This is a genomic window from Escherichia sp. E2562, assembly GCF_005781075.1.
GTDB lineage: Bacteria > Pseudomonadota > Gammaproteobacteria > Enterobacterales > Enterobacteriaceae > Escherichia.
Genome location: NZ_VATM01000005.1, coordinates 506,545 through 532,142 on the forward strand (window position 1 = coordinate 506,545; position 25,598 = coordinate 532,142).

Sequence of the window (25,598 nt, forward strand, 5' to 3'; positions counted from 1 at the left end):
TTCTATGAAAATTCGTATAATGCTATTTATATTAATGATGATGGTTATCCCCGTGAGCTATGCGGCATGTTATGGTGAACTATCCGTGCAGCACAATTTGGTTGTTCAGGGGGATTTTGCACTTACTCAAACACAAACGGCGACATATGAGCATAATTTTAATGATTCGTCATGCGTGAGTACAAATACTATCACTCCCATGAGTCCGTCGGATATTATTGTTGGGCTTTATAACGATACCATTAAATTAAATTTACATTTTGAATGGACCAACAAAAACAACATCACGTTGTCAAATAACCAGACCAGTTTCACCAGTGGTTATTCGGTAACGGTGACACCTGCGACCAGTAATGCAAAAGTGAATGTTTCTGCGGGGGGCGGCGGTTCAGTGATGATTAATGGAGTCGCGACATTATCCAGTGCTTCCTCAACAACGCGTGGGAGTGCCGCAGTACAATTTTTACTGTGTTTATTAGGTGGGAAGTCATGGGATGCATGTGTAAATAGCTACAGAAATGCCTTGGCTCAAAATGCAGGTGTCTATTCCTTTAATCTGACATTGTCATACAACCCGTTAAACACAACCTGCAAACCTGATGATTTATTAATTACTTTAGAGAGTATACCTGTTTCACAACTACCAGAAGCTGGCAATAAAACATCAATTAACAGTAACAAAGGGAATATTGTTCTGCGTTGTAAAAATTTATTAGGCCAACAGAATCAAACATCACGGAAAATGCAGATGTATTTATCAAGTTCTGATTTGTTGGGCAGTAGTAACACGATCCTTAAAGGTGCGGAAGATAATGGTGTAGGATTTATTCTTGAAAGTAATGGTTCGCCAGTCACATTTTTAAATATCACTGACAGCAGTAAAGGATACACAAATTTAAAAGAAATTGCGGCGAAGTCAAAAATTACAGATACAACGGTCTCAATTCCGGTAACTGCCAGCTACTATGTTTATGATAAAAATAAAGTTAAATCTGGCGCACTGCAGGCAACCGCATTAATCAACGTGAAATACGACTAATAACAAGTAAGACGAGCAAGTGGCTAATAATAAAAAATAATAAGGTGTCTGCATTTCCCCCTCTCTCCGAGGGGGCTTTTTTTAGCGATGATAAAAAATCTCACCGTCGTAGGCTTTAATGATTTTTCCGTCGGTATCATTGATCAGCACATATGCACCGCCCATATAGGTCCAGTGGGTTCCGGCGTCAGGTGCGGGCAGGTTACGCAACTGCCACTGCTTAATGTTGTACTCATCGGTACGGTACATTTCTGGTACGGTGTCACCTGGTTTGAAATGCTTGAAGTCAGCAATGAAACTGCTTAACTCATACTTCGAAATTCCCGAGGCATTGGTCGAACCCGCGGTGGCTGGTGCGGCCCATGCTGCGCTGGTTATCAGCAAAAGCGCACCCAGCAACATCTTATTTTTTATGGTCATATACTCTCCACTTTGGGGATCAGTAAAATCAGTCGCATATCTTTCCTGCCATACAATATAACCGACAAGAGATATTTTGTTAGTGATCCCATGATTTCGTAAAAAGTGTAAATGAAAGGATGCAGCAAAAGCATCCTCATTGAGCGAGAAGTGAGCGGAATAAGCTGATTTAAGAATCATCCTGGGCTAAAGGGATAACGAAGCCCAGGTGTTTGTTTTATCTCATAATACCCATAAAACCATGCACTCCCATATACAACCCGACTAAACCAATTAACAGACTGGAAAAATAGGGGGCGCGTTTAGCGAGAGTGTTAAATCCGCTCCAGCGTTTTGCAACTTGTTGAACACTGATTGCCGCCCCAACGCCTACTGTTACCAGCGTTAATGCCAGGCCGATGCTGAAACTGACGACCAGCGTTGCTCCCAGCGTGAGGGCTTTCAACTGAATACAAATCAACAGTACTGTTATCGCTGCGGGGCAGGGGATAAGCCCGCCGGTTAAGCCAAACAGCAAAATTTGCCAGTTGGTGACCTCTCTACCATCAAAGCGTCGTTTAATGTCACTGGCATGGGCCAGCGCATGAGCATCCTGATACTCGTCACTCTGACCATGTTCGTGATGATGATGTTCGTGGTCGTGGTGATGTTTGTGGTCGTGATGATGCTCATGATCATGCCCGTGCATATCCTCAAGCCAGTTGCGTTCGCCGCGCCAGGTACGCCAGAACATCCAGAAAGCGGTGCCAATAATGATCACCGCGGAAATCAACTGAAGCCACGGCTCCGCTGACTGAGCAGTAAAGCGTTTGCTGATCACCATCCCACCAAAAGCAATCAACCAGACTACTGCCGTATGCGAAATGGTTGCCGCCAGTCCAAGCATCACCGCCTGTTTAATGGTGCCTTTAATGGCGATGATAAACGCCGCCATCATCGTTTTTGAGTGCCCTGGTTCCAGGCCATGAAGCGCACCAAGTAAGATGGCGCTAGGGATGAAGAACCAGGCGTTTCCTTGCTGAAGAAGAGTGGTAAATTCGGTCATGATAATAATTCTTAGTATTAATTCGGCAATCTGATTCTACTCCCCCCCAGTACCTGATACTACCCCCCAGTAGATTAATAGTGCTATGATTTTTCATGTTCTTGTTAACCAGGTGTTGCCATGTCTCATACAATCCGTGATAAACAGAAACTGAAAGCGCGTGCCAGTAAGATTCAGGGCCAGGTCGTGGCGCTCAAGAAAATGCTCGACGAACCGCATGAATGCGCTGCAGTTTTACAACAGATTGCTGCTATCCGTGGCGCGGTAAACGGTCTGATGCGGGAAGTGATTAAAGGTCATCTGACGGAACACATCGTTCACCAGGGGGATGAGCTAAAACGTGAAGAAGATCTGGATGTCGTTCTGAAGGTGCTAGATTCTTATATCAAATAATTTATTAACGCGATTGTAAAACTGCGGTTTTTCCTCGTTTACAACACGTGCGCTGGACATTACCATCCTCCTCTGCGATTTATCATCGCAACCAAACGACTCGGGGTGCCCTTCTGCGTGAAGGCTGAGAAATACCCGTATCACCTGATCTGGATAATGCCAGCGTAGGGAAGTCACAGACCATCAGGTCATTGCTTCTTCACGTTATGGCAGGAGCAAACTATGCAAGTCGACCTGCTGAGTTCCGCGCAATCTGCGCACGCGTTACACCTCTTTCACCAACACTCTCCCCTTGTGCACTGCATGACCAATGATGTGGTGCAAACCTTTACTGCTAATACCTTACTGGCGCTCGGTGCATCGCCAGCGATGGTTATCGAAGCCGAAGAGGCCAGTCAGTTTGCGGCCATCGCTAGTGCCTTGTTGATTAACGTTGGCACACTGACGCAGCCACGTGCGCAGGCGATGCGTGCCGCCGTTGGGCAGGCAACACGATCACAAACGCCCTGGACGCTTGATCCGGTTGCGGTTGGTGCGCTCGATTATCGCCGCTGTTTTTGTCATGAACTTTTATCTTTTAAACCGGCAGCGATACGCGGTAATGCTTCGGAAATCATGGCATTAGCTGGCATTGCTAATGGCGGACGGGGAGTGGATACCACTGACGCCGCAGCTAACGCGTTGCCCGCCGCACAAACTCTGGCACGGGAAACTGGCGCAGTCGTCGTGGTCACTGGCGAGGTAGATTATGTTACCGATGGTCGTCGCACCGTTGTCATTCACGGCGGCGATCCGTTAATGACCAAAGTGGTAGGAACTGGCTGTGCATTATCGGCAGTCGTCGCCGCCAGTTGTGCATTACCGGGTGATACGCTGGAAAATGTCGCATCTACCTGTCACTGGATGAAACAAGCGGGAGAACGCGCAGTCGCCAGAAGCGAGGGGCCGGGTAGTTTTGTTCCACATCTCCTTGACGCGCTCTGGCAGCTGACGCAGGAGGTGCAGGCATGAAACGGATTAACGCTCTGACGATTGCCGGTACTGATCCGAGTGGTGGTGCGGGGATTCAGGCCGATCTTAAAACCTTCTCGGCACTTGGCGCTTATGGTTGCTCAGTTATTACTGCACTGGTGGCGCAAAATACCCGTGGCGTACAGTCGGTGTATCGCATTGAGCCTGATTTTGTCGCCGCCCAGCTCGATTCGGTGTTCAGCGATGTGCGAATCGACACCACTAAAATTGGTATGTTGGCGGAAACCGATATTGTTGAAGCGGTGGCAGAACGGCTGCAACGTTATCAGATCCAAAACGTGGTACTCGACACCGTTATGCTGGCAAAAAGTGGCGATCCGCTGCTTTCACCTTCGGCGGTTGCCACGCTGCGCGGTCGATTATTGCCACTGGTTTCATTAATAACGCCAAACTTGCCCGAAGCTGCCGCCTTGCTCGATGCGCCACACGCGCGTAACGAACAGGAAATGCTGGAACAGGGACGTGAATTATTGGCGATGGGCTGCGGTGCAGTGCTGATGAAAGGCGGTCATCTGGATGACGAGCAAAGCCCGGACTGGCTGTTTACCCGCGAAGGTGAACAACGGTTTACCGCACCGCGTATTATGACCAAAAACACCCACGGCACCGGTTGTACGCTCTCTGCGGCGCTGGCTGCACTAAGCCCGCGCCATACAAACTGGGCTGACACCGTACAGGAGGCAAAAAGCTGGCTTTCTGCGGCGTTAGCGCAGGCAGACTCGCTGGAAGTTGGCCACGGGATTGGTCCGGTTCACCACTTTCACGCCTGGTGGTGAGCACCGTAGTATAGCTGCTTTGGCATTTTTCAGCTTTTTCGCGCTGAAATTCAGGGATGAAACCAATGCAGCTAAGAATCGCCAGTCGAAAAAAATTCACCGCTTTGATATGCGCTCTGGGGCTAATTTCCATCGTTGCGATTCATCCCCGTCAGACGGTGAATTTTTTCTATTCGACAGCAATTCAGATTAAAGACTACATCCACTTTTATGGTTATCGCCCGGTCAAATCTTTTGCTATTCGCATTCCTGCCAATTACACCATTCATGGTATTGATGTTTCACGCTGGCAGGAGCGGATCGACTGGCAGCGTGTCGCAAAAATGCGCGACAACGGTATCCGCTTACAGTTTGCTTTTATTAAGGCTACGGAAGGTGAAAAGCTGGTTGACCCGTATTTTTCGCGCAACTGGCAAAGAAGCCGTGAAAATGGCCTGCTGCGTGGGGCGTATCACTATTTTTCTCCGTCGGTATCCGCTTCAGTTCAGGCAAGATTATTTCTGCAAACGGTGGATTTTGCCCACGGCGATTTCCCTGCCGTGCTGGACGTAGAAGAGCGAGGAAAATTATCGGCAAAAGAATTACGCAAGCGGGTAAGTCAGTGGCTAAAAATGGTCGAAAAAAGTACGGGAAAAAAGCCGATTATTTACTCAGGAGCCGTGTTTTATCACACGAACCTGGCGGGGTATTTCAATGAGTATCCGTGGTGGGTAGCGCACTACTACCAACGTCGCCCGGACAATGACGGCATGGCCTGGCGCTTCTGGCAGCATTCCGACCGTGGACAGGTAGATGGCATTAATGGTCCGGTGGATTTTAATGTGTTTAATGGCAAGGCGGAGGAGTTGCAGGCTTTCGTTGATGGCATTAAAGAAACGCCTTAAATAACCAGCAGTGATATACTCCTACCAGACTCCCCGGCAGGAAAAAGACAAATGGAACAAGCGCATACCCAGCTTATCGCTCAACTGAATGAGCGTATTTTAGCGGCGGACAACACGCCGCTTTATATTAAGTTTGCCGAAACGGTAAAAAATGCCGTGCGCAGCGGGGTGCTGGAACATGGCAATATTTTACCCGGCGAGCGTGATTTAAGTCAGTTAACCGGCGTTTCGCGTATTACGGTGCGCAAGGCGATGCAGGCGCTGGAAGAAGAGGGCGTGGTGACGCGTTCGCGTGGCTACGGCACGCAGATCAACAACATCTTTGAATACTCGTTGAAAGAAGCGCGAGGATTTTCTCAACAGGTGGTGTTGCGCGGGAAAAAGCCCGATACGCTGTGGGTTAACAAGCGAGTGGTTAAATGCCCCGAAGAGGTGGCGCAGCAACTGGCGGTCGAAGCGGGAAGTGATGTCTTTTTATTGAAGCGTATTCGTTATGTCGATGAAGACGCGGTATCCATTGAGGAATCGTGGGTTCCGGCGCATTTAATTCATGATGTTGATGCCATCGGGATTTCTCTTTATGACTACTTCCGCAGTCAGCATATTTTTCCTAAGCGTACCCGTTCCCGTGTTAGCGCCCGAATGCCGGATGCTGAGTTTCAGTCACATATTCAGTTAGATAGCAAAATACCGGTGCTGGTGATCAAGCAAGTGGCACTTGACCAACAGCAACGGCCTATTGAGTACAGCATCAGCCACTGTCGCAGCGATCTATACGTTTTTGTGTGCGAGGAGTAGTTCCTCGCGCGTTGGCGCACAATCACCGCCGCGATGCCCGACAACCCACGACGCCACTGCATTGCCCAGTAATACGGCATCCGCCAGTGGCAGACCAGAGGCCAGCCCGGCAAGTACGCCACCTGCATGACTGTCGCCTGCGCCAATGGTGTCTACAACTTGCGTTGGATATGCCGGAACGCAGACAGAAGCGTTGTTGCTGAAATACCAGGCACCTTCTTTATCGAGACGGACGATCAACGGCGCGACAAATTTCTCCTGCCATTGCTTGCCAAGCGTTGTTATCTCTGCGGATAAAGCAAAACGTTCGGCGGCAATCTCAGCCTCTTGACGATTGAGTGACACTAAAGGTCGACAGGCCATGATCCGCGCAAGTAATGCATCCGGGATATCGCCAATACGTGGGCCAAAATCGATAAACGGCGTCACGTTTTTCAGCCCTTCCAGCCATTCCACTAACAATTCGCCGCAGGGCGAGGCCAGTTGATAACCGGAAAAATAGAGCAGGCTGCCAGGCGCAACGGTTAATCGCGCCAGCCATTGGCGATTCCACTGATTTTCCACACCACTGAACGACATAAACGTGCGTTCACCATCCGGCTCAACCAGCGCCAGACACCATCCGTTGTCGCCTTCGGCGTTATCGATCAGGCTGATTAACCCCTCTTTCGCCATCCGGTTGCGAATAATCTCCGCCCACACCCCCTGACCGAGCGGCAGGGCATTACCCGCTTCGATGCCGAGGCGCTTTAACGCCACGGCAATATTCAGTGCGCAGCCGCCAACGTTAACGCTCTGCTGTTTCAGCTCGATATCGCACCCGCGCCAGGGCAGGGCGTAAGCGTCGGCGATCACATCAATGACCGCCGCGCCAATCACCATAACCGGCTGACGCGAGGTTAATTCAGGCAGCAGCGTGTGTAATCGAGCGCCGCTCATACCGCCTCCCGTTGTTGGCGATACTTCGCCAGCGCTGTGGCATAGCGGTTGAAATCAAGCTGATTTACCGCATCCAGTTCCGCCTTTAATGCAGGATCGATAGCGTTAACGCCATGCAACGCGCCGCAAATTGCCGTCGCCATGGCGCCGATGGTGTCTGTGTCGCCGCCAAGATTGGCGCACAGGACGGCGCAACGGTTCGGATCGGTTTGTGCCAGTTCAACCAGCGCAATGGCGCACGGCACGGACTCAATGGTGCTGGTGCCTGCGCCAACGACCTGGTAAAGCTGTTCGCTGGCGGATTCGGTGCCGTCGGCATTGCGCACAATTTTCAGCGCAATCTCCAGACGTGCCGCCAGTGAGGCGCTGAATGTGGTGATGCGTTTTTGTTGAGCATGTCGCGCAATCGAGGGTAGAGAATCAACAATCGCTGACCAGCTTTCGCCGTCAATGGCACGAGAAATCGCCCATGCAATAACCACCGCCCCCGCAATCGCCAGATCGGATTTATGAGTCGGGCTGGACGCCAGCGCCACATCATCAATAAAGGAATCAACATCACGCGCCGGAAGTAAACACCCCAATGGTGAGACGCGCATCGCCGCACCGTTAGTCACGCCGTTGTTTTCCAGTTCAGCAACGGGTTTACCGTCGCGAATGGCGTTAAGCGCAATCTTCGAGGTTGGGCCAAGCACGTTTTTGTTGAAGGCGTCGAAACGCAGCGCCCAGTCGAGAATATTACGCCCAATCAGATCCGGATCGATCTCGCCTTCACGTTCCAGCAACGCATCCGCCAGACACAGCGCCATCGAGGTATCGTCGGTGAATTCGGCGCGGTTAAAATAACAGGCCGCGTTATTCTCCTTTGGTCCAGGCAGAAAACGGTCAATCCAGCCAAAGTGTGCTTTAACGCGGCTGCGTGGCCAAAGCTCGGAGGGCATCCCCATCGCATCCCCTAACGCCTGCCCATAAAGAGCACCGAGAATACGTTCTGTTTTCATTTAACTTCCCCTTGTGTCAACGCAATATCGCGATCATCGACCTTGATAGCCGTAATTTCGCTGTCGGATTCGCGGAAAAAAATCATGAACAGCACGGCGATAATGGCAATCATCACCGCGCCAAAAGTCCACATCCCGGCCCAGTTGAAGGTCAGCCCGTTTACCGGTTCCTGATAAGCAAACATCTTCTCCATCATCACGCCGCCAAGACGATAACCGAGCAAACTGCCGAAGCCCTGGCAGCAGAGCGTAATCAGCCCCTGCGCGGCGGTACGCATATGCACGGGCGCTTTTTTATCGACATAGATGTAGGCGGTAACGTAGTAAAAATCGTAGCTTACGCCGTGCAGCAAAATGCCGAGGAACAGTAACGCGTAGGTAAAATATTCATCCGCGCTGCCATAAATAAAGAAGCCATAGCGGATCGCGGCGGTGACCAGACCAAGCAATAATACCTTTTTGATACCAAAGCGTTTGGTGAAAAACGGCAATGCCAGCATAAAGAAGATTTCAGAGAACTGGCCGAGCGTCATCCAGCCAGTGGCGTTTTTCATGCCGACTTCAGTCAGATAACCGTTGGCAAAGATGTAATAGAACGCCAGTGGCATCGCAAACAGGAATGAGCAGAAGAAAAAGACGAGGAAATTTTTATCGCGCAGCAGGATCAGCGCATCCAGGCCGAGCATGACTTTAATGTCCATTTTGCCGGTGCTTTTTGGCGGAGTGTCTGGCAGGAATAAGGCAAACGCACCGAGCAATGCGGAGCTTCCTGCGGTAATTAACAGCGGAATATTGGTCGGTGAGATATCGTCATATCCCAGCATCTGAGGCAAGAATCCGCAGACCAGGCCAGAGGCAATCCAGCCGATAGTCCCCAGTACGCGAATGCGCGGAAAATCACGCTCCACATCCGGCACGTTGGCAAACGCGATGCTGTTAGTCAGCGCAATGGTCGGCATATAAGTTAGCGAGTAGGCCAGCAGTAACGGGAAGAACCCGGCAAAGGTGGTCTGTTGCGCGGCGAAATACATCAGCACCGCACCGGCGAACATCAATACAGCCAGCACTTTCTGCGCCGAGAAAAAGCGGTCAGTGATGGAGCCAACCAGAATAGGCGACAGGATCGCCGCAATGGCGGTACATGCATAGGACCAGCCAATTTCTCCGGCACTGAAACCGCTTTTACTTAGCCACAGCCACAATGGCACAAACCACGCGCCCCAGATAAACCATTCAACAAACATCATGAACGACAGCTTTGCTGTTGTTTTCATCTTTTAATTCCTTCATGACAGGTAATGTAAGGTACGCGCTGACAATACCACTTAACAATACCTTTTAAACACCTTTGCGGTGAAAACTTGACCGCTGTAACATTTTTTCTGATGAATCGTGCCAACAGAAAACGCTGAAAAAACATCCAAAAGATGGCAAAACCAGCCCGTAACGACCAGGATTATGATTGCCCGCAAAAGGTGGGCCAGGACAATCCATAGCCGATATCCAATCGGAATTTACGGGAGCATAGTAATGACAGATATTGCGCAGTTGCTTGGCAAAGACGCCGACAACCTTTTACAGCACCGTTGTATGACTATTCCTTCTGACCAGCTTTATCTCCCCGGACATGATTACGTAGACCGCGTGATGATTGACAATAATCGTCCGCCAGCGGTGTTACGTAATATGCAGACGCTCTACAACACTGGGCGTCTGGCCGGCACAGGATACCTTTCTATTCTGCCGGTTGACCAGGGCGTCGAGCACTCCGCCGGAGCTTCATTCGCCGCCAATCCGCTCTACTTTGACCCGAAAAACATTGTGGAACTGGCGATCGAAGCGGGCTGCAACTGTGTGGCGTCAACTTACGGCGTGCTGGCATCGGTATCGCGGCGTTACGCGCACCGCATTCCATTCCTCGTCAAACTTAATCACAACGAGACACTAAGTTACCCGAACACCTACGATCAAACGCTGTATGCCAGCGTGGAGCAGGCGTTCAACATGGGCGCGGTGGCGGTTGGTGCGACTATCTATTTTGGCTCGGAAGAGTCACGTCGTCAGATTGAAGAAATTTCTGCGGCCTTTGAACGTGCGCACGAGCTGGGCATGGTGACAGTGCTGTGGGCCTATTTGCGTAACTCCGCCTTTAAGAAAGATGGCGTTGATTACCATGTTTCCGCCGACCTGACTGGTCAGGCGAACCATCTGGCGGCGACCATCGGTGCAGATATCGTCAAACAAAAAATGGCGGAAAATAACGGCGGCTATAAAGCGATTAATTACGGTTATACCGACGATCGCGTGTACAGCAAGCTGACCAGTGAAAACCCGATTGATCTGGTGCGTTATCAGTTAGCTAACTGCTATATGGGGCGTGCAGGGCTGATTAACTCCGGCGGTGCTGCAGGCGGTGAAACCGACCTTAGTGATGCGGTGCGTACTGCGGTCATCAACAAACGCGCTGGCGGAATGGGGCTGATTCTCGGACGTAAAGCGTTCAAGAAATCGATGGCTGACGGCGTGAAACTGATTAACGCCGTGCAGGACGTTTATCTCGATAGCAAAATTACTATCGCCTGATGTGCTTCATACGAACAGCACAGCCCCGTAGGACGGATAAGGCGTTCTCGCCGCATCCGGCAACCTATGCCTGATGCGACGCTGAAGCGTCTTATCATGCCTACGCACAGCACAGCCCCATAGGCCGGATAAGGTGTTTACACCGCATCCGGCATAACTGATTTTCCCTAATTCAAGAGAGAATAATTTGATTAACGCAATAACGGACAATCCTGTGGTAATCGACAACGCAGCGCCGCCGGAAGTATTTCAATATGAAAGTTTTGTCCACTCAACGGTTCGCCATCAAGATTAAACGTAATTTCGTGTGGTGCTTGTATATCGAACCACGCCGAAGCGCCTTCGATAATATTCGGGTTATCTTCGTCAGATTTTAATGTGGATACGAGGGCCGGAAGAATTTCATCTCCGGTGAAAATACGCAACTGCAATAAGCCATCATTAATCAGCGCATTTGGGCACAACTGCTGACCGCCACCGGCCTGACGTCCGTTGCCAATGCCAATAACCAGGGCATCTCCTTGCCAGTGAAAATTATCACCACGGATCTCACAACGGTCCGGTTGCAATGTATCCATGCGCATTAAGCCATGAATGATGTAAGAGACTCCCCCCAGCGCGGCTTTTAATTTTTCCGGTGTTTCGGTGGTGATACGCGTACCAAACCCGCCCGTTGCCATATTGATAAAACAGGTGCGCCTGTTAACCTGCGCCATATCAATCGCAATAGCGTTACCGGCAATCGCCAGTTTCAACGCCTTATCCAGCGCCTCAGGGATCCCCACGCTGGTGGCGAAATCATTCGCTGTACCTAGCGGCAAAATCCCCAAAGCAGGAATGTCATCGCCTTCACACTGAATCAACGCCGTGGAGACTTCATTAATGGTGCCATCACCACCGCCTGCTATCACTGTCGCGACGCCGAGTTGACGCGCTTCAGTCACAAAACGCGCGGCATCACCTTTCTCCCAGGTGACCCGTACATAGATCGTTATTCCCTCCTCACGCAACAGCATAATCGCCTCGCGCAATGTTTCATTGTCAGCACTTTTGCCGTTAAGAATCAGCAAACTGGCGGGAAAATCGGCCATCGTCGTATGCCTTTATTATTGATCTTTAGAAAGTGTAGAGCAGAAAAGAGAAGGTGGAGTCAGAACAGGATGAAAGTCGTGGTGCAAAAAAATAAGCCTGCGTAAGGGAGATTACACAGGCTAAGGAGGTGGTTCCTGGTACAGCTAGCATTTTATGGGTTATGTTTTTCAGCGAAACGGATGATAACCTTAATAAATGCAGCTGTATGTGATCGGTTTCTAAGAATTTTCTATCTGGGAAAAATACTTGAAATTAATCACTTGCCGTGCGGGTTACGCGTGGTTTCCCCAGAGAAATTACGCATCAGCAGCGCGTAGTTCAGTTCGAGATCCTGCGGGACTGGGATCCACACAGTATAACCATCGCCCGGCGCAACCGGCATCGCTTCGCCTTTGGCGTTTTCCATATGCTCAAGGGTAAAGTTGATATTGCCCTGTGGAGTCATCAGCTCAAGGCTGTCGCCAACGGAGAATTTGTTTTTAACCGCTACCGCCGCGAGGTCGCCTTTACGCTCACCGGTAAACTCACCAACAAACTGCTGGCGGTCAGAAACGGAATAACCGTATTCGTAGTTCTGATAATCATCATGCGTATGGCGACGCAGGAAACCTTCGGTATAGCCGCGATGCGCCAGACCTTCCAGCGTCTCCAGCAGGCTGGTGTCGAACGGTTTGCCCGCAGCGGCATCATCGATAGCTTTACGATAAACCTGCGCGGTGCGTGCACAATAGTAGAAAGATTTGGTGCGGCCTTCGATTTTCAGCGAATGCACGCCCATTTTGGTGAGGCGTTCAACGTGTGCGATAGCGCGCAGATCTTTCGAGTTCATGATGTAAGTGCCGTGTTCGTCTTCAAACGCGGTCATATACTCGCCCGGACGCTGGGCCTCTTCGATCATAAACACTTTGTCGGTTGGCGCGCCGATACCCAGCGTCGGTTCAACGTTTTGCACCGGAATCGGCTCGTATTTGTGTACGATGTTGCCGACGTCATCTTCTTTACCTTCCTGGACGTTGTACTCCCAGCGGCAGGCGTTGGTGCAGGTGCCCTGGTTCGGGTCGCGTTTGTTGATATAGCCAGAGAGCAGGCAGCGACCGGAGTAGGCCATGCACAGTGCGCCGTGAACGAAGATTTCGAGCTCCATATCTGGCACCTGATTGCGGATCTCTTCAATCTCTTCCAGTGATAGTTCACGGGAGAGGATCACGCGGGTCAGGCCCATTTGCTGCCAGAATTTTACCGTCGCCCAGTTTACGGCGTTAGCCTGCACGGAAAGGTGGAGCGGCATTTCAGGGAAGTGCTCACGCACCAGCATAATCAGCCCAGGATCGGACATAATCAGCGCATCCGGCCCCATTTCCACTACCGGTTTCAGGTCACGGATAAAGGTTTTCAGCTTAGCGTTGTGCGGCGCAATGTTGACCACGACATAAAACTTTTTCCCCAGCGCATGGGCTTCATTGATGCCGAGCTGAAGATTTTCGTGGTTGAATTCGTTGTTGCGCACACGCAGGGAGTAACGCGGCTGGCCCGCATAAACAGCATCTGCGCCATAAGCGAAAGCGTAACGCATATTTTTCAGCGTTCCCGCCGGGGAAAGGAGTTCCGGTTTAAACATAATTCTCTCGTTCTGATGACAGGTCAGATCCGCTTCACCTGATGAAGCGGTTAGGGGAGTGTCCCCACTTTAAGGGCGGGCATTGTAGCGCAATCGGTGGGGTTGGCTCCAGTGTAAATGTCTGGTCGTCTCCTGGTTTTGGTAAGGATGCGAATAACGATAATTTCTTCGGCACTTGCAGGAAATAAATAACGTGGCGTTCAAAAAGAAGAACAAAAATTCTTTCACCGAATATGAAACTTATCCTCTCATTATTTTAATGGCGCGGATTGATCCTTAGCATCAATAAGCCAGTGTTTATTAGAAATAAAGCCGGGCGCGTCATCCGCGCCCGGCACAATGATTAAGTCTTATCTTTCACCGTCTGGCTTACGCCATTGGTTTTTACAGAGGCAATTCCGACTTCGCGTGATTGAGCGGTAGCATACATCTGGCTGGAGCCAATTATCTGATGATTGGCCGCTTTCAGATTGAAATAAAACTTGCCGTTGCTCGCCGTCTTTTTCTCATAGCGTTCATCCTGCGGACTGTTGCTTTGTACCGAGGCGATGCCCTTTTCCGCAGAGGCTTTTGAGGCATACAATTCGCTTGTGAGAATGATTTCTCCGTTTCCCGCTTTTAACACAAAACGGAACTGATTATCACTGCTCTTATTAAGTTCAAACCAACCAGCCATATTGACTCCTTGCTTGAAATTGCGTATCGAAAACAGTATGTAACGATTTAAGTATGGGTGATATTCAGGTGGTTGCCAATCAGGGGAATACCCTCTAATGCATGGGGGAGATTACTGATAAATATGCTGAAATCTGAATACGAGCACGGCTTTATCCCTCTCTTTTTCAGAGAGGGTAATAATACTCAGTGGGCGACGGAACGGTACGCGTTGTAGTTTGAGACTGCCATTAAAAGGAACAGGTTAAACAATACGGCAGGCGTCAGCTTCCCAACGGTAACCGACGCCGTAAACGGCGCGGATAAATGACTGTTCGGCGTCGAGAGATTCCAGTTTGCGGCGCAGGTTTTTAATGTGGCTGTCGATAGTTCGGTCGGTTACCACGCGGTAGTCGTCGTAAAGATGATTGAGCAATTGCTCGCGGGAGAATACTTTACCCGGTTCATGGGAGAGCGTTTTCAGCAGACGAAATTCCGCAGGCGTCAGGTCAAGCATTTTGCCACGCCATGAAGCCTGAAAACGACCTTCGTCGATAATCAACGGATTTTCGGCATCCTGTTGCTGCAACTCGCGCTGCGGTTTGCAGCGGCGCAAAATGGTTTTGACGCGCGCCACTACTTCACGCGGGCTGTACGGCTTGCAGATATAGTCATCAGCACCAATTTCCAGCCCCAGCAGGCGATCGATCTCTTCGATTTTCGCCGTCACCATCACAATTGGGACATCGGAAAAACGACGAATTTCCCGGCACAGCGTCAGACCATCGGTGCCTGGGAGCATCAGATCCAACAGGATCAGATCCGGCGGCGTCTGGCGCACGTACGGCAGTACCTGATCGCCGTGGCTGATAAGTATTGGCGCGTAGCTCGCGGCACGCAGATAATCAATGAGCAACTGCCCCAGCTTGGGTTCATCTTCCACGATCAAAATACGCGGCGTGTTTTCGTCGATAGGTAACTCGGTCATACTTCTCTCTGTAAATCCCGTTCCAGCGGTAACTCTACTGTAATGCTTACCCCGCCAAAAGGCGAATGGGCGGCAACAATGCGACCATTATGCGCTTCAACAATGTTCAGGCAAATCGCCAGCCCCAGCCCGGAACCGCCGCTGGCACGGTTGCGGGAACCTTCGGTGCGATAAAAACGCTCAAACAGTTTTTGCAGCTGATCATCACTGACGCCCGGCGCGCTGTCGGCAAAGGTCAGGCGCACCGTTTTATCGTGCTGTTCTGCGGAGATTTGCAGGCTGCCGCCGCTGTCGGTGTAGCGCAGGCTGTTTTCCAGTAAATTATTGAACAACTGCATTAAACGGTCGCGATCGCCAAATACGGTAATGCTGTCTGGCAGGGAAAATTGCAGTTTCAGGCCACGGCTGGCGAATCGTTCGCGAAATGCGCCGCCCGCCACTTCCAGCAGTGGGATCAAATCTACCGGTGCTTTTTGATAGGCGAGAGCGCCTTCATCAGACATCGACAACTGATGGAGATCGTCAACCAGTTTGGTCAGTGTGCCGACCTCCGCCTGTAAAGACGCCACCGTCTCCGGCGTGAATTTACGCACGCCATCCTGAATGGCTTCCAGTTCACCGCGCAGCACCGCTAATGGCGTACGCAGTTCGTGAGAAATATCGGCCATAAAATCGCGGCGCATTTGCTGGTTTTTCTCCAGCGTGCTGGCAAGCTGGTTGAAGTCTTGTGCCAGTTTCCCCAGTTCATCTTCGCTGGTGGGCGTCACGCGAGTGGTGAAATCGCCCGCCGCCAGTTTGTGCGTGCCGTCAACTAACCGTTTTACCGGAGCCAGCAAACCGCGTGCCAGTGGAAATGTCGCCAGCGCCGCCAATAAAGTAGATAAAGCCACAATCAGCCAGCTGGTTTGCCGCTGTTGCTTATCAAAATTGATATCGGTATTGCGCGTCAGGCGTTCAACGGGGGAAGCGATCACCGCGCCGACTTCCACACCATTGACCAGAATAGGTCGCCGTGTACCGTCCGGTGGAATGGGTGCGCGTGGGCCAACCAGCACTTTGTTATTTTGATCGACCACCCAGAACTGGGTACGCCAGCCGTGTGGTGGCATACCGGGGCCGGGCTTATCGTCGTTGCTATCGTGTTCAAGCGAACGCAGGATCTGAAATACGAAGCGATCGTTATTACGCAGAAAACGCCAGTTACCGTGCTGGGCGTATTGCTCGCCAAGCGCGTCGCCAAGCATTTGCAGCCGTTGCTCATTGCCATGCTTGATGTAATCAATAAAACCACGCTCAAAACTAATACGTACCGCCCAGTGCATCGTGATCAGCAAGACGATGCAGGTGGCGAAGATCGCCAGAAACAGTTTGCCGGTAATGCCGGGCCGCCAGAACTTCATTCAGTGCTCCTTTTGCGCCGCGAAATAGCTACATTTTGATGCGTATCGTTCGGCACTCTGGCAAAGATGAACGCCGGAAGGGCGATAAGAAACGCCATACTAAGCCAGGTGTACATAAAGACAGTTTGTGTGGTGCCGCTGTCGACGCTGACATGCTGCGAACCAAAAAGTCCCAGCAACAGCCCGGCGATGGTGACCCCGATACTCATCGACAATTGCATAATCATCGACAGCAGGCTGTTGCCACTGCTCGCCAGATTGTCCGGGAGATCTTTCAGCGTCAGGGTGTTCATGGAGGAGAAACGCGTCGAGTTGACCATTCCTTGTAAAAACAGGACGAACGGCAAAACGTAGTACCAGCCTAGCAGCGCGGTGGTCATAAACAACAGGGTGACCAGCGACAGACCCAGCGTGGTCGCCACCAGTACCCGACGATAACCAAAGCGATTCACCACCTGCACCACAATTCGCTTCATCCCCATGCTGCCGAGTACCATCGGGATCATCATCAATCCGGCATGAAACGGTGAGAAACCAAGGCCAATTTGCAGGAAAACCGGCGTCATAAAGGGCAACATGCCGCTACCGATACGTCCGGCAAAGCTCCCCGCCAGGCCCAGCGAAAAGGTACGAGTGCGGAACAGTTTCAGACTGAAAAGAGCGCGGTGGTTATTTCTGGCGTGTAGTAGATAAAGCACCAGTGCCACCACGCCAACCGCCACCAGTCCGGCGATGGTTAGCGGCGACAGTCCTGTACCTTTACTGCCGTCCAGCGCCAGCGTTAATACCGCCATGCCAACCGCCAGCAACAGAAAGCCGGAGAGATCGAAGCGCCGCGTCTGCATGGTGTAGTTCGGCATTAACATCAATGTGGCGATCGCACCGATAATTCCTACTGGAATGTTGATCAAAAAGATCCAGTGCCAGGAGGCGTACTCCACCAGCAGACCACCGAGCGCCGGGCCAAGCAGCGGGCCGACCTGACCGGGCAGCGTGACAAAGGTCATCGCCGCCATATATTGCTCGCGCGGTACGATTTTCATCACCGTCAACCTGCCGACCGGCACCATCATCGCACCGCCAACGCCCTGTAACGCGCGTGCCAGCAACAGTTCGTTCAGCGTGCCGGAAAGCGCGCAAAACAGTGAACCGAGGGTAAACAACACGATGGCGGTAAAGAAAATATTGCGCACGCCGATTTTATCCGCCAGCCAGCCGCTGGCGGGTAGCATCACCGCCACGGTCAGCACATAAGAGACAATGACCATGTGCATATGCAGCGGGCTTTCCCCGAGGCTTTGCGCCATTGAGGGAAGGGCGGTGTTAACGATGGTGGTGTCCAGCGACTGCATAAAGAAGCCGAAAGCCACAATCCACAATTGCCAGCGGGTGCTGTCGGGAAGATCTGTCATTTACTCGGTTACCGTTTGTTTAGGTTTACGCGAAAAACGCAGCCGCAGACGGTCGAAAAAGAGATATACCACCGGCGTGGTATACAGCGTCAGGAGCTGACTCATTACCAGACCGCCGACAATGGTGATCCCCAGGGGTTGCCGCAGCTCCGAGCCGTCACCGCCCGACAATACCAGCGGCAGCGCGCCAAACAGTGCTGCCAGGGTGGTCATCATAATCGGGCGAAAACGCAGCAGACAGGCCTGGAAAATAGCTTCCTGCGGCGTCAGGTTACCGTGGCGTTGGGCTTCAAGCGCAAAATCGACCATCATAATGGCGTTTTTCTTCACGATGCCGATTAATAGCATGATCCCTATCAGGGCGATTAGGCTGAACGGGGCATTGAACAGCTCCAGCGCCAGCAGCGCCCCGACGCCCGCCGAAGGCAATGTGGAGAGAATCGTCAGCGGATGTACGTAACTCTCATACAGCATCCCCAGTACGATATACACCGTGGCGATCGCTGCGATAATCAGGATCACTTGCGAGTTCATCGTCTCCTGGAACACCTGCGCTGTTCCGGCAAAACTGCCGCGCACCGTCGAAGGCACACCAAGCTGGGTCATTGCTCGGTCGATCGCCGCACTGGCGTCCGAGAGCGATTTCCCGGTCGGCAGGTTGAACGAGATGGTCGAGGCTGCCGATAATCCTTGATGATTCACCGACAATGGCGCGTTCGCCGGTTGCCATTTAGCGAAATACGACAGCGGGATCGCTTTGCCTTCGTTATTGATAACGAACATTTTTTCCAGCGCACTGATGTCCTGGGTATAGCGCGGATCCACCTCCATCACTACTTTATACTGGTTCATCGGCTGGTAAATGGTCGAGATTTGTCGCTGACCGAAGGCGTTATTTAACAGGCTGTTGGCGGCCTGCACGTCGATTCCCAGCCGTGCCATGGTGTCGCGATCGTAAACCAGATTCATCTCCGCGCCGTTGTCCTGCTGGTCGGAGTTCACGTCCGCCAGTTCCGGCAACGTTGCCAGTTTTTTGCGAATTTTCGGCTCCCATTCGCGCAGTGCCGCCAGGTCGTCGGACAGCAACGTGTACTGGTAACTGGCGTTCGACTGACGTCCGCCAACGCGAATATCCTGTACCGCCATCAGGAACAGATTCGCTCCTGGCTCTTTTGCGAGCTTCACGCGCAGACGGTCGATAATTTGCTGCGCCGTTTCGCTGCGTTCGTCGCGTGGCTTGAGGGTGATAAACATCATCCCGCTGTTCACTCGCGAACCGCCGGTAAAGCCGGTGACATTATCCACTGCCGGATCGTCACGAATAATTTTCATGAAGTCCTGCAATTTGCCGCGCATCGCCTGAAACGAAATACTTTGGTCAGCCTGAATCCCGCCCATCAGTACGCCGGTGTCCTGCTCAGGGAAGAAGGTTTTCGGAATCGAGATATATAGCCAGATATTCAGCGCAATGGTGCCAAGCAGCACCACGCCCACCAGACGGGTATGATTGAGCACCCATTTCAGCGACTTGCCGTAGCCTTGTTGCAGGGCTACCAACATGCGACCAAAACCACGCAGTCGCTTTTGCTCACGCGGCTTGCTCGCTTTCAGCATCCAGCCGCACATCATCGGCGTTAGCGTCAGGGAAACCAGCAACGAAATACCAATGGCGACAGAAAGCGTCACGGCAAACTCGCGTAACAGGCGGCCCGGCAATCCGCCCATCAACAGCAGCGGCAGGAACACCGCCACCAGTGACAGACTCATCGACAGCACCGTAAAACCGACTTCGCGAGTACCTTGTAGCGCGGCCTGTAGCGGTTTCATCCCCGCTTCCAGATGACGGGCAATGTTTTCCAGCACCACGATGGCGTCATCCACCACGAAACCAGTAGCAATGGTGAGCGCCATTAACGAAAGGTTATTGAGACTGAATCCGCACAGGTACATCGCCGCAAACGTACCAATCAGCGAGACCGGCACCGCAACGGCGGGAATAATAGTGGCGCGACCCGAGCGCAGGAATAAAAACACCACCAGAATCACCAGCGCCACCGAGATAATTAGCGTTTGCTCGACTTCTTCCAGCGAGGCGCGAATGGTGGGGGAGCGATCCTGGGCAATTTGCAGATCAATTGCCGCCGGAATGGTTTCCTGCAACTCCGGTAATTTCGCCCGGATGCTGTCTACCGTCTGGATAATATTGGCTTCTGGCAGTTTGCGGATCATCAGCAAAATAGCCGGTTTGGCGTTGGTCATCCCGGCGTTGCGCACATCCTGCACTGAGTCGGTCACCGTCGCCACATCGCCCAGACGAACCGCGCCGCCGTTGTTGTAATGAATAATCAGCGGCTGATATTCGGCGGCGGTTTTCAGTTCATCATTGGTCTGGATCTGCCAGCGGTGAGTCCCATCTTCCAGCGCCCCCTGCGGTTTACGCACGTTGGCATTGCTGATGGCGGAGCGTACATCGTCCAGCGAGACGCCCTGATTAAACAGCGCCTGCGGATTCAGCCCGACGCGCACGGCGGGCAGCGAGCTGCCACCGACATCGACATCACCGACACCGTCGATTTGCGCAATCGTCGGGGCAAGCTGTGTTGAGGCGAAATCGTACAGTTCACCTTGCGAATAAGTATCGGAGGTTAGCGTCAGGATCATAATTGGCGCATCCGACGGGTTCGCTTTGCGATAGGTCGGACGGCTTGGCATCCCGCTGGGCAGCAAACTTTGCGCGGCGTTGATCGCCGCCTGCACATCGCGCGCTGCGCCGTTGATATCCCGGTCAAAATCAAACTGCAAAATAATGCGCGTGCTGCCGAGCGAACTGCTGGAGGTCATTTCACTGACTCCGGCAATGCGCCCAAGCGAACGTTCCAGCGGCGTGGCAACGGAAGACGCCATTGTCTCTGGCGATGCACCGGGCAGCGAGGCGCTGACCATAATCACCGGAAAATCAACCTGCGGCAGCGGGGCGACCGGCAGCATACGGAAGCCCAGAATGCCGCACAGGGTAATGGCAACCGACAGTAAAATCGTCGCCACCGGGCGGTAAATGAAGAGGGCAAAAAACTTCACTTACGCCTCCTCTTCATGATGGGCAAAGCGGCTTTTGGTCCACAATGCCAGGCGGTCGAACAGCAGATAAATCACCGGCGTGGTAAACAGCGTCAGCACTTGGCTGACAACCAGACCGCCGACCATACCGATGCCTAACGGACGACGTAGTTCCGCACCGACCCCGGTACTCAACATCAGCGGCAGCGCGCCAAGCAGAGCCGCCAGGGTGGTCATCAGGATCGGACGAAAACGCAACAGACAAGCCTGGTAAATAGCATCGCGCGGCGACATGCCTTGCTCGCGCTCGGCAGCCAGCGCGAAGTCGATCATCATGATGGCGTTCTTCTTCACGATACCGATCAGCAAAATAATGCCGATAATCGCAATCACATCCAGTTCGCTACCGGCAATCATTAACGCCAGCAGTGCGCCGACCCCTGCGGTGGGTAGCGTCGAGAGAATAGTGATGGGGTGAATAAAGCTCTCGTACAGAATGCCGAGCACGATATACATCGCCACCACCGCTGCGACAATCAGCCAGACAGTGCTGCCCAGCGCCGACTGGAAGGCGAGGGTGCTGCCCTGGAACTGCGTGGTGATATCCACTGGCAGATTCAGCGTCTTTTCGGTGTCCATAATCGCCTGCACCGCATCGCCCAACGAATAGTTATCCGGCACGTTAAAGGAGATGGTCGTTACCGGGAACTGATCCAGATGGTTGATGGAGAGCGGGGCAAAACGCTGCTCAATTTTGGCAATTGAGCTTAGCGGCACTACGCCACCGTCGCTGCTGGTCAGGCGAATAGTATCCAGCGCCGCAATCCCAGGAGTATTTTCGGTGTTGTGCTCCAGCACCACGCGATACTGGTTAGCCTGAGTATAAATAGTGGAAATCAGTCGCTGACCAAACGCGTTGTACAAGGCGTTATCGACGTCCGCCATGCTGATCCCCAGACGGCTGGCGCTGTCGCGATCAACATTGACATACGCCACCAGCCCTTTGTCCTGCCAGTCGCTGGAGACATCAGAAAGCTGTGGTAGTTGCTGGAGTTTTTCCATCAACTGTGGCACCCAGGTACTGAGCGCATCCAGTGACGTGGCCTGCAAGGTAAACTGGTACTGGGTGCGGCTGACCTGTGTATCGATGGTCAGGTCCTGCGTTGGTTGCAGGAAGAGATCGACGCCCGGTACTTTATCTACCGCCGTTTGCAGACGGGCGATGACTTTTTGCACCCGATCATCACGTTCATCCAACGGTTTGAGGTTGATCTGTAAACGCGCACTGTTCAGCGACGGGTTAGTGCCATCAACGCCAACAAATGAGGTCAAACTTTGCACTGCCGGGTCCTGCAAAATCACGTCCGCGACCTGGCGTTGCCGCTGGGCCATATTGGCAAAGGAGCTGGATTGCGGTGCCTGCAAAGTGCCCTGAATAATGCCGTTGTCCTGCACTGGGAAGAAACCTTTCGGAATGAACACCCACAGCAGCACGCTAAGCAGCAGCGTGCTGAGCGCCACGCTTAAGGTCAGCCATGGATGATTCAGCACTTTCGCCAGTCCACGTCCATAGGCGGCGATTATCCTGTCGAACATTTTTTCCGAGGCACGGGAGAAGCGGTTCTGTTTACGCAGCGACTCCTGGCTGAGCATCCGCGCGCACATCATCGGTGTCAGGGTCAGCGACACCACGGCTGAGATCAAAATCGCGACTGCCAGAGTAATGGCAAATTCGCGGAACAGTCGCCCGACGATATCGCCCATAAACAGCAGTGGGATCAACACCGCAATCAGTGAGAAGGTCAGCGAGATAATGGTAAAGCCGATTTCACCCGCGCCCTTGAGCGCCGCCGCCAACGGTTTTTCACCTTTTTCGATATAGCGGGAAATGTTTTCGATCACCACGATGGCGTCATCGACAACGAATCCGGTGGCGATAGTTAACGCCATCAACGTCAGGTTATTGATTGAAAAATCGAGAAACACCATGACCGCGAAGGTGCCGATTAACGACAGCGGCACTGCGACGCCTGGAATGATGGTCGCCGGAATATTGCGCAAAAACAGGTAGATAATCATTACTACCAGCGCGATAGCCATCATCAGCTCAAACTGGGTATCGTCGACCGATGCGCGGATATTGGTGGTACGGTCAGAAAGTACCGTCACCTTCACCGATTTCGGCAAACTCTCGGTGAGCTGTGGCAGCATCTGCCGGATGCTGTCGGCGGTGGAGATAATGTTAGCACCGGGCTGGCGCTGAACATTCATCACGATGGCCTGTTCTTTGTTCGCCCACGCGCCGAGCCAGCTGTTTTCTGCACCTTGCTCTACAGTTGCGACATCGCCCAGACGAATCGGCGCGCCGTTCTGGTAGGCGATGATTAGCTGGCGATACTCTTCGGCGGATTGCATCTGGTCGTTCGCTGACAGCGTGACCGCACGGGAAGGGCCATCAAGGCTACCTTTAGCTGAGTTAACGTTAGCGCCGGTAATGGCGGTGCGCACGGTTTCGCTGGTCAGACCGAGTGCGGCAATCGCCTGGGCGTTAAGTTTGACGCGAACGGCCGGACGCTGACCGCCGGAAAGCGTCACCAGTCCGACGCCGGAAATCTGTGAGATTTTCTGCGCGACGCGGGTTTCCACCATATCTTCTACCTGCGTCATCGGCATGGCGGTTGAGGTGACGGCAAGCGTCATGATCGGCGGATCTGCCGGATTCACTTTGCTGTAAACCGGCGGGTTAGGCAGATCGCTCGGCAACAGGTTGGTCGCAGCGTTAATCGCGGCCTGCACTTCCTGCTCGGCGACATCCAGCGGTAATGTTAGCTGGAACTGCAAAGTGATAACTGACGCACCGCCGGAACTTTGCGACGACATCTGTTTCAGGCCGGACATCTGCCCAAACTGGCGTTCGAGCGGCGCGGTAACGGCGGAGGTCATGACATCCGGGCTGGCGCCAGGGTAGAGGGTGACCACCTGAATAGTCGGATAATCCACTTCCGGCAGTGCCGAAACGGGCAGGGCGCGATAACCGATAATCCCGGCGAGTAAGATCGCCACCATCAGCAGCGTGGTGGCGACAGGACGCATAATAAACAGGCGCGACGGGCCGCCTGTGCTGCTCGGGGGTAACACCTGCATCAGGAGCGCGCTCCTTTTTTCGCGTATACGCGGCTGGTGGCTTTCTCTTCCGGTGCGGTGGCGCTCTGGGCTTCCACCACTTCCACTTTCGCTCCTTCGGTCAGGCGATCAATACCGTCCGTCACTACGCGATCGCCTGCAGAAATACCTGCGCGGATCACCACTTTCTGACTGTCCTGAATGCCCGGTGTCACCAGATGTTTGCTGACTTTATTTTCGCTATTCAGTACCCAGACAAAATGGCCTTCGTTGCCCATTTGCAGGGCGGCGGTGGGGATCACCACGGCGTTTTGTTCGGTGTCGACTAACATGCGCGCGTTAACAAACTGATTGGGAAACAGCGCATCATCCTGATTATTAAAGCGTGCTTTCACTTTAATCGTGCCGGTAGTGGCATCGATTTGGTTATCGAGACTTAACAGCGTGCCTTCACTTAATTTCTTCGAGTTAGTGCGATCCCAGGCTTCAACCACCAGTGGTTTTCCGGCTTTTTGTGCCTGCACAACGGTAGCGATATCGCTTTCCGGCAGGGTAAAGACTAAATCGATAGGATGCGTCTGGGTGATCACCACAATCCCGGTGGTGTCGCCACTGGAGATTTGGTTACCAACATCAACCTGCTTCAGGCCAACGCGACCATCGACTGGCGCGGTGATGCGGCTCCAGTCGAGTTGTAGTTGTGCGCTGGCGACGCTCGCTTCATCAGCCTTAATGGTGCCTTCGGTTTCACTGACCAGCGCCTGTTGAGCATCCAGCTCCTGGCGGGAGACGAGATTAGTTTTTGCCAGTTGTTGATAACGCGCCAGGTCACGGCGGGCGTTGGCAAGCGTGGCTTTATCTTTTGCCAGTTGGCCCTGGGCTTGTGCTAATGCAACTTTGAACTGGCTGGGGTCAATTTCTGCCAGCAAATCGCCTGCTTTGACCTGCTGGCCTTCCTGGAAATGTAACGCCATCAGTTGACCATCTACGCGACTGCGCACCGTAACGGTGTTAGCAGCGGTAATAGTGCCAAGCCCGGTAAGGTAACGCGGAACTGCCTGTTCTACGGCGGTCGCCGCCTGAACCGGGGCTAATGGGCCGGAACGCATACCACGGCGACCACTCGCAGGTGGATGTTGCGCTTGTTTCGTCGCACCTGGTGCTGCGCTCTGGGATTCATTGCGGCCTTGCCAGAACCAGAATGCGGCGATGGCGGCGATAACCACCACGATTACGATTACCCAACGGGATTTATAACTGCCTTTCATCGTTAAGAGTTTCTCTTCCTGAAACGTTTCGCGGAATGATACTAGTGTAGCCAGCCAATAAGGGCGAAAAATGGAG

The 25,598-nt window shown here is 52.7% G+C and carries 21 protein-coding genes and 1 riboswitch; of the genes, 7 read left to right on the top strand and 14 right to left on the bottom strand.

Translation table 11 applies throughout. The annotated features are described in order from the left end of the window. The first annotated feature begins 4 nt into the window (after positions 1-4). Positions 5-1,039, top strand: a complete 1,035-nt coding sequence (locus FEK43_RS11250) for a putative fimbrial-like adhesin protein (RefSeq protein ID WP_135407320.1) — start codon at positions 5-7, stop codon at positions 1,037-1,039. 81 nt (positions 1,040-1,120) lie between these two features. Here the strand turns inward: FEK43_RS11250 and rcnB are convergent, their stop codons facing one another. Next, complete coding sequence (gene rcnB / locus FEK43_RS11255) at positions 1,121-1,459, bottom strand: Ni(II)/Co(II) efflux transporter accessory subunit RcnB (protein ID WP_131161432.1); 339 nt, start codon at positions 1,457-1,459, stop codon at positions 1,121-1,123. A 217-nt stretch (positions 1,460-1,676) separates the two neighbouring features. Then, the gene (gene rcnA / locus FEK43_RS11260; RefSeq protein ID WP_135407318.1) at positions 1,677-2,504 is read right to left on the bottom strand and encodes a nickel/cobalt efflux protein RcnA; all 828 of its coding nucleotides are present in this window, start codon (positions 2,502-2,504) and stop codon (positions 1,677-1,679) included. A gap of 120 nt (positions 2,505-2,624) precedes the next feature. Here rcnA and rcnR point away from each other — a divergent pair, with 120 nt between their 5' ends. The 5 genes from rcnR to FEK43_RS11285 all read left to right on the top strand — a co-directional run bounded on the left by rcnR (position 2,625) and on the right by FEK43_RS11285 (position 6,387). Continuing rightward, positions 2,625-2,897 (top strand): Ni(II)/Co(II)-binding transcriptional repressor RcnR, encoded by a 273-nt coding sequence (gene rcnR, locus FEK43_RS11265; protein WP_000019944.1) that lies wholly within the window; start codon positions 2,625-2,627, stop codon positions 2,895-2,897. Positions 2,898-2,988: 91 nt separating this feature from the next. Continuing rightward, positions 2,989-3,085, top strand: a riboswitch (TPP riboswitch). A 34-nt stretch (positions 3,086-3,119) separates the two neighbouring features. Next, positions 3,120-3,908 (top strand): hydroxyethylthiazole kinase, encoded by a 789-nt coding sequence (thiM, locus tag FEK43_RS11270; RefSeq protein WP_135407316.1) that lies wholly within the window; start codon positions 3,120-3,122, stop codon positions 3,906-3,908. Continuing rightward, positions 3,905-4,705, top strand: coding sequence for a bifunctional hydroxymethylpyrimidine kinase/phosphomethylpyrimidine kinase (gene thiD / locus FEK43_RS11275; protein WP_135407314.1), 801 nt, complete (start codon positions 3,905-3,907; stop codon positions 4,703-4,705). The genes thiM and thiD overlap by 4 nt, the downstream gene beginning before the upstream one ends. Before the next feature lie 65 nt (positions 4,706-4,770). Further along, positions 4,771-5,589 carry a glycoside hydrolase family 25 protein gene (locus tag FEK43_RS11280; protein ID WP_130206982.1) on the top strand — a complete coding sequence of 273 codons (819 nt, stop codon included), beginning with the start codon at positions 4,771-4,773 and terminating at the stop codon, positions 5,587-5,589. A gap of 51 nt (positions 5,590-5,640) precedes the next feature. Then, positions 5,641-6,387: a GntR family transcriptional regulator gene (locus FEK43_RS11285; protein ID WP_115424782.1), complete on the top strand. Its 747-nt coding sequence runs from the start codon at positions 5,641-5,643 to the stop codon at positions 6,385-6,387. On the opposite strand, the gene FEK43_RS11290 is transcribed toward FEK43_RS11285, so the two are convergent. From FEK43_RS11290 to FEK43_RS11300, 3 genes are read right to left on the bottom strand one after another with little or no spacing between them, the layout of a single operon-like run. Continuing rightward, positions 6,361-7,326, bottom strand: a complete 966-nt coding sequence (locus FEK43_RS11290) for a carbohydrate kinase family protein (protein WP_135407312.1) — start codon at positions 7,324-7,326, stop codon at positions 6,361-6,363. The two genes, FEK43_RS11285 and FEK43_RS11290, sit on opposite strands and share 27 nt — an antisense overlap. Beyond that, complete coding sequence (locus tag FEK43_RS11295; protein ID WP_135407310.1) at positions 7,323-8,327, bottom strand: ADP-ribosylglycohydrolase family protein; 1,005 nt, start codon at positions 8,325-8,327, stop codon at positions 7,323-7,325. Before FEK43_RS11295 ends, FEK43_RS11290 begins: the two co-directional genes overlap by 4 nt. Further along, positions 8,324-9,601: a nucleoside permease gene (locus FEK43_RS11300; RefSeq protein WP_130206976.1), complete on the bottom strand. Its 1,278-nt coding sequence runs from the start codon at positions 9,599-9,601 to the stop codon at positions 8,324-8,326. Before FEK43_RS11300 ends, FEK43_RS11295 begins: the two co-directional genes overlap by 4 nt. Before the next feature lie 256 nt (positions 9,602-9,857). On the opposite strand from FEK43_RS11300, the gene fbaB reads away from it, so the two are divergent. After that, entirely contained in the window at positions 9,858-10,910 is a 1,053-nt protein-coding gene (gene fbaB, locus FEK43_RS11305; protein ID WP_000129551.1) for a class I fructose-bisphosphate aldolase, read from the top strand. A gap of 191 nt (positions 10,911-11,101) precedes the next feature. On the opposite strand, the gene yegS is transcribed toward fbaB, so the two are convergent. The 9 genes from yegS to mdtA all read right to left on the bottom strand — a co-directional run bounded on the left by yegS (position 11,102) and on the right by mdtA (position 25,522). Beyond that, a complete protein-coding gene (yegS, locus tag FEK43_RS11310; RefSeq protein WP_135407308.1) occupies positions 11,102-12,001 on the bottom strand; it encodes a lipid kinase YegS in 900 nt (299 codons plus the stop codon). A 257-nt stretch (positions 12,002-12,258) separates the two neighbouring features. Next, on the bottom strand, positions 12,259-13,620 hold the full coding sequence (gene yegQ, locus FEK43_RS11315) for a tRNA 5-hydroxyuridine modification protein YegQ (RefSeq protein WP_135407306.1): 1,362 nt from the start codon (positions 13,618-13,620) through the stop codon (positions 12,259-12,261). A 343-nt stretch (positions 13,621-13,963) separates the two neighbouring features. Further along, positions 13,964-14,296, bottom strand: coding sequence for a YegP family protein (locus FEK43_RS11320; protein WP_130206970.1), 333 nt, complete (start codon positions 14,294-14,296; stop codon positions 13,964-13,966). Between the two features lie 243 nt (positions 14,297-14,539). Next, positions 14,540-15,262, bottom strand: coding sequence for a two-component system response regulator BaeR (gene baeR / locus FEK43_RS11325; protein ID WP_130206968.1), 723 nt, complete (start codon positions 15,260-15,262; stop codon positions 14,540-14,542). Continuing rightward, complete coding sequence (gene baeS / locus FEK43_RS11330; RefSeq protein ID WP_135407303.1) at positions 15,259-16,662, bottom strand: two-component system sensor histidine kinase BaeS; 1,404 nt, start codon at positions 16,660-16,662, stop codon at positions 15,259-15,261. The genes baeR and baeS overlap by 4 nt, the downstream gene beginning before the upstream one ends. Beyond that, entirely contained in the window at positions 16,659-18,074 is a 1,416-nt protein-coding gene (locus tag FEK43_RS11335) for an MFS transporter (RefSeq protein WP_135407301.1), read from the bottom strand. The genes baeS and FEK43_RS11335 overlap by 4 nt, the downstream gene beginning before the upstream one ends. Further along, a complete protein-coding gene (gene mdtC / locus FEK43_RS11340) occupies positions 18,075-21,152 on the bottom strand; it encodes a multidrug efflux RND transporter permease subunit MdtC (protein ID WP_138158544.1) in 3,078 nt (1,025 codons plus the stop codon). It abuts the gene before it with no gap. Further along, positions 21,153-24,275, bottom strand: a complete 3,123-nt coding sequence (mdtB, locus tag FEK43_RS11345) for a multidrug efflux RND transporter permease subunit MdtB (protein WP_135407299.1) — start codon at positions 24,273-24,275, stop codon at positions 21,153-21,155. Beyond that, positions 24,275-25,522, bottom strand: a complete 1,248-nt coding sequence (gene mdtA, locus FEK43_RS11350; protein WP_131161421.1) for a multidrug efflux RND transporter subunit MdtA — start codon at positions 25,520-25,522, stop codon at positions 24,275-24,277. The genes mdtB and mdtA overlap by 1 nt, the downstream gene beginning before the upstream one ends. Positions 25,523-25,598 lie beyond the last annotated feature (76 nt).

Bases quoted from the DNA above. Each gene is read 5' to 3' on its own strand.
- mdtB (WP_135407299.1), bottom strand. From the start codon at position 24,275: ATGCAGGTGTTACCCCCGAGCAGCACAGGCGGCCCGTCGCGCCTGTTT.
- FEK43_RS11290 (WP_135407312.1), bottom strand. From the start codon at position 7,326: ATGAGCGGCGCTCGATTACACACGCTGCTGCCTGAATTAACCTCGCGT.
- FEK43_RS11250 (WP_135407320.1), top strand. From the start codon at position 5: ATGAAAATTCGTATAATGCTATTTATATTAATGATGATGGTTATCCCC.
- thiM (WP_135407316.1), top strand. From the start codon at position 3,120: ATGCAAGTCGACCTGCTGAGTTCCGCGCAATCTGCGCACGCGTTACAC.
- baeS (WP_135407303.1), bottom strand. From the start codon at position 16,662: ATGAAGTTCTGGCGGCCCGGCATTACCGGCAAACTGTTTCTGGCGATC.
- yegQ (WP_135407306.1), bottom strand. From the start codon at position 13,620: ATGTTTAAACCGGAACTCCTTTCCCCGGCGGGAACGCTGAAAAATATG.
- rcnR (WP_000019944.1), top strand. From the start codon at position 2,625: ATGTCTCATACAATCCGTGATAAACAGAAACTGAAAGCGCGTGCCAGT.
- rcnB (WP_131161432.1), bottom strand. From the start codon at position 1,459: ATGACCATAAAAAATAAGATGTTGCTGGGTGCGCTTTTGCTGATAACC.
- FEK43_RS11335 (WP_135407301.1), bottom strand. From the start codon at position 18,074: ATGACAGATCTTCCCGACAGCACCCGCTGGCAATTGTGGATTGTGGCT.
- rcnA (WP_135407318.1), bottom strand. From the start codon at position 2,504: ATGACCGAATTTACCACTCTTCTTCAGCAAGGAAACGCCTGGTTCTTC.
- FEK43_RS11295 (WP_135407310.1), bottom strand. From the start codon at position 8,327: ATGAAAACAGAACGTATTCTCGGTGCTCTTTATGGGCAGGCGTTAGGG.
- thiD (WP_135407314.1), top strand. From the start codon at position 3,905: ATGAAACGGATTAACGCTCTGACGATTGCCGGTACTGATCCGAGTGGT.
- mdtA (WP_131161421.1), bottom strand. From the start codon at position 25,522: ATGAAAGGCAGTTATAAATCCCGTTGGGTAATCGTAATCGTGGTGGTT.
- FEK43_RS11280 (WP_130206982.1), top strand. From the start codon at position 4,771: ATGCAGCTAAGAATCGCCAGTCGAAAAAAATTCACCGCTTTGATATGC.
- FEK43_RS11320 (WP_130206970.1), bottom strand. From the start codon at position 14,296: ATGGCTGGTTGGTTTGAACTTAATAAGAGCAGTGATAATCAGTTCCGT.
- fbaB (WP_000129551.1), top strand. From the start codon at position 9,858: ATGACAGATATTGCGCAGTTGCTTGGCAAAGACGCCGACAACCTTTTA.
- baeR (WP_130206968.1), bottom strand. From the start codon at position 15,262: ATGACCGAGTTACCTATCGACGAAAACACGCCGCGTATTTTGATCGTG.
- FEK43_RS11300 (WP_130206976.1), bottom strand. From the start codon at position 9,601: ATGAAAACAACAGCAAAGCTGTCGTTCATGATGTTTGTTGAATGGTTT.
- yegS (WP_135407308.1), bottom strand. From the start codon at position 12,001: ATGGCCGATTTTCCCGCCAGTTTGCTGATTCTTAACGGCAAAAGTGCT.
- FEK43_RS11285 (WP_115424782.1), top strand. From the start codon at position 5,641: ATGGAACAAGCGCATACCCAGCTTATCGCTCAACTGAATGAGCGTATT.